Here is an 11,825-nt window from a genome sequence, read left to right on the forward strand (position 1 = left end):
GGGGCTAGGAATGGATAGTATGGCCAACCCAGGTGAACTGCTGCACTCCCGTTATGCGCAAGAAGCCTAAGGTGCTGACAGGCTTTAACCAAAAGGTGCGTGGACAGGCTGGCGGGCTTTTAACGTCCCGCCACGCAGATGTTGCTCCACCGGGGGACGGGCAGGGCCTAACCTATCCGGAGATTTATACGGAACACGATAACCCCGTATCGTACCGGGTGACCGGAAAGCGAGTCGTGAGGCGAGCCGATTGCGGTGCGGGTGTAGGAGGCTGGAAGAAGCGAAGGCCGTTCTGTAATGGAACGGATACGGGTTCCAACTTTGCCCGGCGCGAAAGCGAGCAGACGTCCAGCTGGAGCCTCATCGCGAGAGAGGCTGGAGAACCAGTTTTGTGGGGGAAAGCAAATGACGGCGTACGTGGAGCACCCGGAGACGGACAGGCCGCGTTCTAGTGCCGGTGCGCCCCCAGCGGGAACGGCGAGCCAGACCGATAGGCCAGCAATGGCCATCGAGACAGCCCGTTGCCATGTCTACCGGCTGCAGTTGCGTATCGCGAAGGTGGTTTGGCGAGAACGTTACAACGAAGTCCATGTACCGCAGAGACTCACCATATTGCAGGATGCCTCTTGGCGTCGTATGGTGCAAGACAGAATTGATAACGAGTCAAATCACCGGGTTCAGCCAGAGCCTTTGAGGGGCTTGAGCCGTATGCGAGGAAACCCGCACGTACGGCTCTTAGAGAGCTTGGAGTCGGTAACGGCTCCCGGCTACTCGGCGCTTAAATTTTTAAAAATAAGGAAATATAATGAATAACAATATTCTTTGGAAAATAGTGGGCTTCATTGGCTTAGGCCTTATTTCTCTCTCATCTCTTGCTCAAATTAACGAGCTGGAAACGAGTTTAGGTGACTCATACTACTACGTGGATCACTTTGAAACGGTTATAAATAGGCCTGCTGATGAAGTTTGGCCACACGTAGTTGAGATGGGTAAGTGGATGCCTTGGATGGCTGGTGGTAATTCTGAGATTAAGGATGTCTCAGAAGGCAAGAAGGTCCATTTGTATGGCGACTTTTACATCGAGGTTGTAAAGGTCATCCCTCAGAAAATGATTCTACTAGCCAATCTACCTAGTATGGAGAAGGGAGAGCAGTCCCAAGGCGTTGCAATGGTTTCTATCACAGAATCTAATGGAAAAACCATTGTTTCCATATTTATGAGTAGAATTTACAATTGGTTTGAAGATAAAGAAAATTCTCAGAGGGTCACTAGGGAATCTGCCGAGTTTGCCAGTCAACGGAAGGCGACATTCAAAGACAATTTTCTGGCAAAGCTTAAGGCGTTGGCGGAGGCTTAGTGGCCCAGAATCATAACAATTCGCTCCAGTACGCCCAGGCTGACGCCTGGGCCGGACGGCCCACGCTATGCGCTTCGCGCAAAAACAGCGTGGGCCGCCGCTTAGCTCAGGCGTTAATTGGTAGAGACATGGAACCAGTCGTCCAGGAAGAAACAACCGGTTGTGGTATTGCTGCAAGCGCTGCTCTAGCAGGCGTCAGTTATGCTGAGGCCAAGCGAAAAGCAAATGCTCTGGGTATTTACGCCGCAGATACGGCGCTCTGGTCGGAGACAGAGCACGTCCGGAAACTTTTGCGGGAATTCGGCATCTCGGTGTCGGCCAAAGAAACACCATTCGATTCATGGGAGCGCCTTCCTGACAGGGCCCTCATAGCTATTAAATGGCGTATGGAGCAGGGCAAACCATTCTGGCATTGGGTTGTGTTTGTCAGGGAAGACGGCGAGGCAAAGGTGCTGGATTCCAAAAAGGCACTGAAATCAAACATCCGCCGGGATTTCGGGCGTATCAAGCCCAAGTGGTACATTGAGGTATCCAATTAACGAATAAGGATAGATCGCGCGAAGCCGCGATCTTATCCAATTGGTTGAACAAGCGCGTGAAAGGCGACGCTCGTACCTCGTGGTACCTCGTGCGCTTTACGCGGGCGCCATGCATCTCAAACCATCGTGGTAAGAAATGAAAAAGGAATTTGTTAAAAAGTCTGGAAATTACGCATTAATTCCGCTTGGAGTTGGCGCAGGGCAATATTTTGCAGAGTTCATTGGTGGTGAGCAAAGTAGTACTGCTACCTACATTGCCATATTTTCGGTGCTTGCTAGTATTGCAACATTCGTGATTCTGATGGCATTTTTCCCTTGGTGGGAGTCAATAAGACGTAATCTGGGAAAAGCTAGGCCTGTGCCAGTTTATTGGTCTCCTGTTTTGTGGGTGCCGCTAATTTTTGTGGCAATATATCTAGCCCATCTTGTCGCCAATGCATAACGATCACAGGCAGTATGCTACCCTTCGGGCCTCCGCGGGACGGCTGTGGGCGTTATGCTCAACTATAAGACAAAGGGAAAATATGGGCCCAGAAAGTTATAAGTTGACTATGGAAGTTATTTCCGAGCCTGTAAAAATCAAGCCGACGTCTTCCCCCCGCTGAGCTACCAGGCCAACCGTATGCTACGCGCCCTGTCCTTCCGGCACATCAAGTTCGACACCCAACCATCGCTGCGTCAATGTACCCGCAGTCATGGCCCCGTTGACGTTCAGCGCGGTGCGCGCCATATCGATCAGCGGTTCCACCGAGATCAACAGCGCGGCGATGGTCACCGGCAGTCCCATGGCCGGCAGCACCACCAGCGCGGCGAAAGTGGCCCCGCCGCCAACTCCGGCGATGCCGAAGGAGCTGATCACCACCACCGCTACCAGGGTGGCGAGCCAGACGGGATCGAGTACGTCGATCCCCATGGGCACCGCCACCATCACTGCCAGCATGGCCGGGTAGATACCGGCGCAGCCGTTCTGGCCGATGGTGGCGCCGAAGGAGGCGGAGAAGTTGGCGATCGCCGGCGAATTGCGCAGTTCGTCGATCTGGGTCTCCACGTTGAGGGGAATGGTCGCCGCGCTGGAACGGGAGCTGAAGGCGAACACCAGCACCGGCCACACCTTGGTGAAATAGTGCAGCGGACTGATACCGTTCACCAGTAACAACAGGCCGTGCACCACGAACATCAACGCAATGGCGGCAAAGGAGGCCAATACAAAACTGAACAGGTTGAAGATATCCGCCCAGCTGGATTTTGCGATCAGCGCCGCCACCAGCGCCATCACCCCGTAGGGGGTAAAGGCCATCACCAGGCGCACCAGTTTCATCACCCAGACCTGGGCCAAATGCACAAAATTCTCGATCTGCGCCCCCTCTTCCGGGTGCTCCCGGCGCACGCCCAGCGCCGCCAGGCCGAGTAGCACCGCAAACACCACTACGGCAATCACCGAGGTATCGCGGCTGCCCGCCAGGTCGGAGAAAATATTTCTGGGAACAAAGGAAATCAGGATTTCGGGAATTGACAGACCGCTCACCTGGCCCATGCGCTGGCTGAGCATTTCCACCCGCGCCGCCTCCCGCGCGCCCTCCACCAAGCCGGTTGCGGAAAGGCCGAACAGCTGCGCCATCAGCACGCCAACGAGCGCCGCCACCGCGGTGGTGCCCAATAGCACCGCCAGCACCGACACGCTGATCTTGCCCAGGGCCTGGGTGTTGCTCACCCTGACCACCGCGCCGAGGATGGAGATCAGCACCAGTGGCATCACCAGCAGGTGCAGCAGATTCACATAGCCATCCCCCAACACCCCGATCCACGGCAGCACTTCGGCGGGATCGGCGCCCCAGCGCCGCGCCAGTTGCAACAGGCCACCGAAGGCCACGCCGAGCAAAAGCCCGGCAAACACCGCCGGCGCCAGCCTCTCGTGCCGACGGTGCCAGCGAAACAGCGGCCACAGGAGTGCGGCAAAGAACAGCAGCAGGGAAAACGAACTGAGTTGCATAAGGTGCGCGCCCGGGAAAATCGTATCAGTGAGTCTGGAGAGCCAGGGCCGAATGGCACTGACTTAAGCGGTTTCCGGCTGCCGTAGGGCGGATAAGCGAAGCGCATCCGCCGCCCCAGGCCTTGTAACGGTGGATGCGCTTCGCTTATCCACCCTACAAATAAGGCCATTTGCGCTTAAGTCAGCGCCATTAGAGCCAGGGCCTTCACCCGCCCTCCGCCGACAGGGAGGCCACCGCCGCGTGGAGACTCTCCTCCGTCTGCGGTCCGACCAGGGTCGCCCGCCAGTGGCCATCGACGCCGATTACAAAGGTGCTGGGCAACACGGTCGGACGCGCCTGTTCCCAGCGGGCCGCCGGGTCGGCGGACAGCACCGGGAATTCGATGCCGAGTTTTTTCATCTGCTTACGGGTGGCCTCCGCGGGCGGCTGGTCGTAATTGACTCCCAGCACCAGTACCCCCTCCGCCTCGCGGGCGAAGCGGTTGAGTTCGGGAATCTCCTCGCGACAGGGCGCGCACCATTCGGCCCAGTAGTTCACCAACAGCACCCGGCCATCGGTCTCTATCTTGTTACCGTCGATGTCCGCCAGCGGCTCCGCACCGGAATCACACCCGCTTGTTGCGGCGGTCAACCACAGCAAGGCCACCTTCAGAACCCCCGTCAGACTTCCCCTTGCCACTGCCTTTTCCACCCATCTTTTTCGTTTTCGTCTCGCGCCCGAAATTCTGTTCCGGCTCGTTCTCTTTATCCAGCGCCTCTTTATCCAGTGCCGTGCGAAACAGCTCCCCGAGATCCAGCGCCAGGCGTTCGCTGGCAAACTCCTGCGACTCGGCGAAGCGCTTCTCCACCTCCCGGTACCAGGGCTGGCCGTGCAGTTCCCGATGGTTGTGCAGGGACGCCAGCGCCGGGTTCAACCATTCCACCAACTCCATCAGCGAAGTGGAATCCAGGTCCCGCGACAGTACGTAATCGTTGCGCTCCGTCTGCGTGATCATTTTCCTGTCCTGCAGTATCTGCCGGATACGCCGCCACTGGGAGGGTTTGATCGCGGCGCGGGAAATATCCTGGTCGCGCAGCGGCTGCCCCTCCTGGTATTTCTTGAAGAATTCCCACAGCAGTATCAGTGTGGCCACCACATCGGAATATTTCCGGCCCTGGGCCGCCGCATGGTACGCGGACAGGGTGCGCACCAGCACACAGCCCGCCAGCACGATCATCCACATCAGGTAAACCCAGATCAGAAACAGCGGCACAAAGGCAAATGCACCGTAAACCGCCTGCACCGAACTGCGCGCGACCATAACCCCAAACAGATTCTTCGCCGCCTCAAAAGCAAAAGCGGTGATCACCCCACCCACCAGACCGTGGCGCAACGGCACGCGGCAGTTGGGCACGGCGACGAACAGCAGGGTAAAGGCGGTGGCGGTAAATATCCACGGCAGCACTCCCAGCACAATGGGCATCACGCCCAGGCTATCGTCCTCCGGCGAAAATATTTTTTGCGAAAACAGATAGGTGGAAGCAGCCAGTCCCGCGCCCAACAGAATCGGGCCCATACTGAGGATGGCCCAGTAGAGCAGGAAGCTGGAAACCCCGCGCCGGCCCCGGGGAATATCCCAGATGGAGTTGAAGGTCACCTCGATATTGCGCAGCATCAGCCCCGCGGTTATCAGCAGGATAGCGACGCCAACGCCGGTAAGTCGCTGGGCCTGGGTGGAGAAGTTGCTGATATACTCCTGCACCTCGCGCCCGCTCTCCGGCACGAAGTGCTCGAATATCTGCGCCTGCAGCCGGCTCTCCAACCCGGCGAAATCCGGAAACAGCGACAGCATGGCATAGCTCACGGTGACCAGCGGCACTATGGCGAACAGGGTCATGTAAGTAAGCGCGGCGGCGTGCTGGCGGCAGTTCTTTTCGTTGAACAGCGTCCACAGGGAGGTGAGGAAGCGTCGCCAGCGATGAATGGATTCCGTCATTATTTTTCATTTTTCCGTTAATTGGACGTACAGGCGCACTGCTCGCGCCAGGACCGATAAGAATACCAAAACCTGATGCGAAGACCCTGATGCCGGTGGCCGTTTGTGAAACATTTGCCGATCAGGCTGTGGAACAAACGGCCGCCGGCAGCGGGGTCGCCACTGGCCTTGCTTAAATGCGAAGCCCCTGATGCCGGTGACGTTTGTGAAACATTTGCCGGTCAGGCTGTGGAACCAACGGCCGCCGGGTCGCCACTGGCCCTGCTTAAATGCGAAGGCCCTGATGCCGGTGGCCGTTTGTGAAACATTTGCCGATCAGGCTGTGGAACAAACGGCCACCGGCAGCAGGGCCGCCACTGACCTCGCTTACAGGCCGAGAGGCGCAGGCTCTTAGTAAGAGTCGGCACACTCGGTTAGAATACGCCAAACCTTAGCAGGATACCGCCTCAATGTGGACGATTTATCACAACCCCCGCTGTTCAAAATCCCGTCAGACCCTGCAACTGCTGCAGGAGAAAGGTATCGATCCGGAGGTAGTACTCTACCTGGAGACGCCGCCGGACAGGAAGACCCTCGCCAGTCTGCTGCAAAAACTCGACATCCCCGCCCGCGACCTGCTGCGCACTGGTGAGGACGAATACAAGGCCCTGCAACTCAAGGACCCCGGACTGGGCGAGGAGCAACTGCTCGACGCCATGGCCCAACACCCCAGGCTGATCCAGCGCCCCATCGTGGTCAGAGGCGACAGGGCAGTGCTCGGCCGGCCGCCGGAAAACGTGCTGGAGCTGCTCTGATGTCCCCGGCGGAGCATGCGGAAGCCTACGTTCTTATCCTCTATTACAGCCGCAACGGCGCCACCGCGAGGATGGCCGCGGAGCTGGCTCGCGGGGTGGAATCCTCCGGTATCGCCGCGCGCCTGCGCACGGTACCGCGGGTCTCCCCGGATACCGAGGCCAGCCTGCCACCGGTTCCCGATGAGGGCGCACCCTACTGCACCGCAGAGGAGCTGCGCAACTGCGCCGGCCTGCTGCTGGGCAGCCCCACCCGTTTTGGCAATATGGCCGCGCCGCTGCGACACTTCCTCGACCAGACCGGCGACATGTGGCTGGACGGCAGCCTGGCGGGCAAACCCGCCGCGGTGTTCACCTCCACCGGCAGCCTGCACGGCGGCCAGGAAAGCACCCTCATCTCCATGATGCTGCCGCTGCTGCACCACGGCATGTTGATCGCCGGCATCCCCTACTCCGAGGCGGACCTGATGCATACGAAAAGCGGAGGCACCCCCTACGGGGCCTCCCACTGGGCGAGCCGCAGCGGTGGTGAACTGAGCACCGAAGAGCAGTCCCTGTGCCGCGCCCTGGGTGCGCGCATCGGTACCCTTGCCAGCCAATTGCGGAGCCGGATGTGAACCCCCTGAAACGCAAACTGCAATTCGCCAGATACCTGAACTGGATCTGCTACCTGGGCCTGCTGCTATTGTTTGTGGTGTGGAACCTGTTCCTGCCCGGCGGCTCGGTCAAGTGGTGGATACTGCAGACACTGCCCCTGCTGCTGGTACTGCCCGGGCTGCTGAAAGGGCACTATCGCAGCTACCTGTGGCTCTGCTTTATCCTCCTGCTGTATATCACCGCCAGTATTGTCGACGTAATGATGCCCGGGCGCGGCTGGCAGGATGGCGTACTATTGCTGTTAAGCTTTACCCTGTTTATCTCCGCGATGATGACCAGCCGCTGGCAGCGAATGCTCTCTTTACCTCGCGATCAAACAGATCATTCCCGATCTGTTTGATCGCCGCCGGCCTGTGACCGGCGGCGGCACATCTCTGTGCCGCGCTATTGGCCCGAAGGGTTGATAGCTGTTTGAAAAGCGAATGTAGACCCTGCACAAGGAGCACCGAGGTTTGACTGAAGCAACCCATCACAAAGGATTTACCCGCAGATTTTTTGGCGCCATCGGCGGGGCCATCACCTGGCTTCGCCGGGTGCTCACCAACCTGTTGTTCCTGCTGCTGTTGCTGTTTATCGGCGTTCTCATCTTCGGCAAAGACGAGCAACTGGTGATCCCCCAGGGCGCCGCCCTGCGCGTGGCGCCGAGCGGTTACCTGGTGGACGAACTCTCCCAGCCCTCCAGTCTGCCGGCGTTCTTCGGCGGCCCCCAGGCACCCGCGGAAACCCGGGTCAAGGACCTGGTGGATGCTATCGACAACGCCACCAAGGACAAGCGCATCTCCTCCCTGGTGCTGGAACTGGACAGCCTGGTGGGCGCCAGCCTGAGCAAACTGGAGGAAGTGGGCGGGGCGCTGCAGCGCTTCAAGGCTGCGGACAAGCCCATTTACGCGGTCGGCGACAATTACACCCAGGCCCAGTATTTCCTCGCCAGCCACGCCGACAAAGTCTACCTCAACCCCATGGGCTCGGTGCTGCTCACCGGTTTCGGCGCCTACCGCAACTACTTCAAAAGCGCCCTGGACAAGCTGAAAATCAATTTCCACGTCTTCCGCGTGGGCGACTACAAGGACTTTATCGAGCCCTACACCCGCGACGACATGTCCCCCGCCTCCCGCGAGAACAACCAGCGCTGGCTGCACGAACTCTGGGGTGAATACACGGAACAGGTCACCGGCCTGCGCAACCTGCCGCCGGAGGCCGTGGACATCTTTATCGAGCAGTTGCCGCAGAACCTGAAAGAACACGACGGCAGCTGGGCCGAGGCCGCCCTGGCGTATAAATTTGTCGACCAGTTGGCCAGCCGCCGCGCCGCCATCGAGGAACTCAAGGAAACCATCGGCGCCAACGACGACAAGCAGAGCTACAAATCCATCGACGCCGGCGCCTACCTGCGCAACCAGAAACTCCTCCATATCCCAACGTCGGAAGCCCCACAGGTTGGCTTGATCTCCGCCAGCGGCACTATCGTCGACGGCGAGGCACCGGTGGGCCAGATCGGCAGCGAGAGCCTGGGCCAGCTGATCCGCAAGGCACGGGAAAATAAAGTCAAAGCCCTGGTGCTACGCATCGACAGCGGCGGCGGCTCCGCCTTCGCTTCGGAAGCCATCCGCCAGGAACTGCTCGCCACCCGCGCCGAGGATATTCCGGTGGTGATCTCCATGGGCAGCGTGGCCGCCTCCGGCGGCTACTGGATTGCCACCGGCGGCGACCGCATCTGGGCCTCCCCCTCAACCATCACCGGCTCCATCGGCGTCTTCGGCGCCTTCCCCACCTTCGAGGACTCCCTGGAATCCCTGGGCATCTACAACGACGGTGTCGGCACCTCCGACCTGGCCGGCACCATGCGCTTCGACCGCCCGCTCCCACCCGCCGCCGCCAATGTGCTGCAGCAGGGGGTGGAGAACACCTACGCGCGCTTCCTGCGCATCGTCGCCGAGGCCCGCGGCAGCACGCCGGAAGAAGTCCACAAGATCGCCCAGGGCCAGGTGTGGACCGGTCGCGCCGCGCAACAGCTTGGGCTGGTGGACGAACTGGGCAACCTCAACGACGCCGTCGCCGGCGCCGCGCAGCTGGCGGAAGTGGAGGATTACCAGTTGGTGGAAATCCGGCGCGAACTCACCCCCGGCGAGAAACTCCTGCGCGCCCTGGCGGAGAATGTCGACGCGCGCATCTCCGCCAGCATCGAGGCCAACCTGCCCCTGGGCGCCTGGCTGAATACCCTGCAACCGGTGCTGGCGCCGATTGCCGAACTGCGCGAATACCGCGATCCGCGCGCGCTCTACGTGCGCTGCCTGGTCTGCCGTGCACCCTGACGACACCACAGAGCCGGACGAAGCCGCCCTGGACAGGGTCTACCGGGAGTACGTCCGGCTCAACACCACCTGCAACGACTATATCCAGCACGCCCTGGGGGATATCCGTCTGTTCGGCGCCATCGGCAGCCTGCTGGCCTGGGACCCGCTCGCGCGCCTGCTCGAACTGGACAGCCGCCTGCAGCAGCCGGTAACTCCGGTTGGCTTCCTGGTACTGTTACTGGTGATTGCACTGGTGATGTTCTTCGACCTGTTCAAGCAGTCGATATTCTTCTTTCACCTGGCGCGTATGCGCGAACTGGAACGGGTACTGAACCGCGCCGCCGGCGGCGAAACGGAACTCTTCCATATCGCCGGCGGCTGGCCGGCCTGGTTTCGGCTCCATCACTCCCCCGTGGCCCGCATCTTTTGGGGTATCTTTTACCTGCTGGTGGTGGTATTTCCCTCGGCCATCCTCTATTTGCAGGGCTATGCCGGCTGGCTCCCGGCCTACCTGGCCACCGCCGGTATCCTGCTGTTCCTGCACGCCCGCTGTGCGCACAAGCTGCTGAACTCGCTGGAACAATAGTTTTATCCCACGGGCCGGGGGGGGCGCTGACCGGCTCCCCCTCTCCCTAAAAGGGGGAGAGGGGACTGTCGGGGTGAGTAGTTACCCCGCGGGAGGGTTTATACCAGGGTAACCACCTGGCCTAATTTGGCCAGAACATCCGCAACCTTCTCCACCGTCTCAGCGGCCTTTTCAATCTTGGCCGCATCTTCCTCCAGCTCCCGCCTGGCCTCCTGCGCACGGCTGGTCGACTCGCGCAATGCAGACAGTGCATCGCTGAATTCCTGAGAGCTTTCACTGACCTGTTGCATGATCTCATCGTCCAGGAGCTGTAACAGTTCACTGCGCTTTTCCTGGAGGCCTGCGCGTACTCCGGCATCGGGAGTAATAACGATCAAATGGTTTATTTCATCGCAGGCCAGGTTCAATTCCGTTATTAGTTGTTGTGACATTTTTCGCCTCCATTCCCTTTCTTTATTGTTGAGATTCCGTTGAAGATTTCACGTCCTGGCATTCGAGTAAGCCGTTGTCATCCATGGCCAGATCCCGGCAGTTCGCCAACAGCTCCTCGTAATCGTCGTAGTGCGAATCGAGTTCGCGCAATTCGCCAATCAGATAGGCAACCTGCTCGGTACTGAATTTGTCCCGCTGCAGCTTGCCGGCCAGTACGGCGTGGGATTTTTTGATCGCCCGCACACTCTTCTGGGCCTGCTGCACCAGCAACTTGGAGTAACTCGCCGACTCCTGCAGCTCGAGAAAGCGGCGGATTTCCGCCCGGCGCCATTCCGCGGAAGCCTCCCGGTGGGGATGGAAGTTAAATGCCTCCATTTCATTGGCCAGTATTGCCTTCCTGAAAGCCTGGATCCCTACGGCCATAGGGCTGGAATCCAGTGCGCTATCTATTTCATCGCAAATAACCTGGATATAGGGGTCCGCATCCAGGACCAGCTCCTTCAGCGCATCTTTGCGTTTCTTATCGATGTAGAGACTGGCCAGCATTGCGCTGTAACGCAGGTTTCTCGCCGCATCCTCCTGTTCAAACAGCGCCTCCCCCTTCAGCTCGCTGTAGCTGTTATTCAGCCCTCCCAGCGCGGTATTGAAATCGGCGAACGCCAAATCGATTTCGGATCTCGGGGTGGTGGCGGCAAGTTGTGAAAGCGCTTTGCCGTAAACCCCCAGGTATTTGTTCGCCTGGGAAATAAAAGTGGTCTTCTTCAAATCCCGCTCCGCAGAGGTAACCACCTGACTCAGGTCCCTCTGTGACAGCGGAGCCGTCACCAGGCCCAGCCTTTTCTGCTCCGCGGACAAGGGGCCCAGATGCCTCATCGCCAGAGTGGAAATCGTCTCCTCGTTCCTGGATTTGCGATACTCTCCGTATACGGCATCAATCCTCTCCGCCAGCGAATCAACCGTCGCACCAAACTGGCTGATCTGTGTAGTCGGGGTGGATTCACAGCCACCAAGCAAAACGGATATAAGCAGTGTGATAGATAGTTTTTTCACAATACCTTCCTTAGAGTTTGTATATATTTATGGTTATACCAGGCACATTCTTCCGCGCTCACAGCCAGTCTATGCCTCATGCGGTCTGAAACGTTATTGAAATCAAAAAGTAACTGCTCACCCCTGTAGGAGCGGGCCAAAACCACACAAAAA

The 11,825-nt window shown here is 59.0% G+C and carries 13 protein-coding genes; 8 read left to right on the plus strand and 5 right to left on the minus strand.

The window, feature by feature from the left end:
• Positions 1 to 805: 805 nt before the first annotated feature.
• The 3 genes from ACRC0P_RS15730 (at position 806) to ACRC0P_RS15740 (ending at position 2,338) form a co-directional block, all read left to right on the plus strand.
• The gene (locus tag ACRC0P_RS15730) at positions 806 to 1,357 is read left to right on the plus strand and encodes a hypothetical protein (RefSeq protein ID WP_438632254.1); all 552 of its coding nucleotides are present in this window, start codon (positions 806 to 808) and stop codon (positions 1,355 to 1,357) included.
• On the plus strand, positions 1,357 to 1,896 hold the full coding sequence (locus ACRC0P_RS15735) for a hypothetical protein (RefSeq protein WP_438632255.1): 540 nt from the start codon (positions 1,357 to 1,359) through the stop codon (positions 1,894 to 1,896). Before ACRC0P_RS15730 ends, ACRC0P_RS15735 begins: the two co-directional genes overlap by 1 nt.
• Positions 1,897 to 2,032: 136 nt before the next feature.
• Positions 2,033 to 2,338: a hypothetical protein gene (locus tag ACRC0P_RS15740; protein WP_438632256.1), complete on the plus strand. Its 306-nt coding sequence runs from the start codon at positions 2,033 to 2,035 to the stop codon at positions 2,336 to 2,338.
• A 183-nt stretch (positions 2,339 to 2,521) separates the two neighbouring features.
• On the opposite strand, the gene ACRC0P_RS15745 is transcribed toward ACRC0P_RS15740, so the two are convergent.
• The 3 genes from ACRC0P_RS15745 to ACRC0P_RS15755 all read right to left on the minus strand — a co-directional run bounded on the left by ACRC0P_RS15745 (position 2,522) and on the right by ACRC0P_RS15755 (position 5,862).
• Positions 2,522 to 3,886: an L-cystine transporter gene (locus ACRC0P_RS15745; RefSeq protein WP_438632257.1), complete on the minus strand. Its 1,365-nt coding sequence runs from the start codon at positions 3,884 to 3,886 to the stop codon at positions 2,522 to 2,524.
• A 205-nt stretch (positions 3,887 to 4,091) separates the two neighbouring features.
• Positions 4,092 to 4,517 (minus strand): TlpA family protein disulfide reductase, encoded by a 426-nt coding sequence (locus ACRC0P_RS15750; RefSeq protein ID WP_438632258.1) that lies wholly within the window; start codon positions 4,515 to 4,517, stop codon positions 4,092 to 4,094.
• Positions 4,492 to 5,862 (minus strand): YihY family inner membrane protein, encoded by a 1,371-nt coding sequence (locus tag ACRC0P_RS15755; protein WP_438632259.1) that lies wholly within the window; start codon positions 5,860 to 5,862, stop codon positions 4,492 to 4,494. The genes ACRC0P_RS15750 and ACRC0P_RS15755 overlap by 26 nt, the downstream gene beginning before the upstream one ends.
• Before the next feature lie 449 nt (positions 5,863 to 6,311).
• Here ACRC0P_RS15755 and arsC point away from each other — a divergent pair, with 449 nt between their 5' ends.
• The 5 genes from arsC (at position 6,312) to ACRC0P_RS15780 (ending at position 10,190) form a co-directional block, all read left to right on the plus strand.
• Entirely contained in the window at positions 6,312 to 6,656 is a 345-nt protein-coding gene (gene arsC, locus ACRC0P_RS15760; RefSeq protein WP_438632260.1) for an arsenate reductase (glutaredoxin), read from the plus strand.
• A complete protein-coding gene (gene wrbA / locus ACRC0P_RS15765) occupies positions 6,656 to 7,270 on the plus strand; it encodes an NAD(P)H:quinone oxidoreductase (RefSeq protein WP_438632261.1) in 615 nt (204 codons plus the stop codon). Before arsC ends, wrbA begins: the two co-directional genes overlap by 1 nt.
• Positions 7,267 to 7,650: a DUF2069 domain-containing protein gene (locus tag ACRC0P_RS15770; protein WP_438632262.1), complete on the plus strand. Its 384-nt coding sequence runs from the start codon at positions 7,267 to 7,269 to the stop codon at positions 7,648 to 7,650. The genes wrbA and ACRC0P_RS15770 overlap by 4 nt, the downstream gene beginning before the upstream one ends.
• 112 nt (positions 7,651 to 7,762) lie before the next feature.
• Entirely contained in the window at positions 7,763 to 9,622 is a 1,860-nt protein-coding gene (gene sppA / locus ACRC0P_RS15775; RefSeq protein WP_438632263.1) for a signal peptide peptidase SppA, read from the plus strand.
• The gene (locus ACRC0P_RS15780; RefSeq protein WP_438632264.1) at positions 9,612 to 10,190 is read left to right on the plus strand and encodes a hypothetical protein; all 579 of its coding nucleotides are present in this window, start codon (positions 9,612 to 9,614) and stop codon (positions 10,188 to 10,190) included. Before sppA ends, ACRC0P_RS15780 begins: the two co-directional genes overlap by 11 nt.
• A gap of 98 nt (positions 10,191 to 10,288) precedes the next feature.
• On the opposite strand, the gene ACRC0P_RS15785 is transcribed toward ACRC0P_RS15780, so the two are convergent.
• Together ACRC0P_RS15785 and ACRC0P_RS15790 are read right to left on the minus strand one after the other, a co-directional pair.
• Entirely contained in the window at positions 10,289 to 10,621 is a 333-nt protein-coding gene (locus tag ACRC0P_RS15785) for a hypothetical protein (protein WP_438632265.1), read from the minus strand.
• A gap of 22 nt (positions 10,622 to 10,643) precedes the next feature.
• Positions 10,644 to 11,672, minus strand: coding sequence for a hypothetical protein (locus tag ACRC0P_RS15790; RefSeq protein WP_438632266.1), 1,029 nt, complete (start codon positions 11,670 to 11,672; stop codon positions 10,644 to 10,646).
• Positions 11,673 to 11,825 lie beyond the last annotated feature (153 nt).

The sequence above is a fragment of the Microbulbifer sp. genome, assembly GCF_051659245.1.
In the GTDB taxonomy this organism is placed as follows: domain Bacteria; phylum Pseudomonadota; class Gammaproteobacteria; order Pseudomonadales; family Cellvibrionaceae; genus Microbulbifer.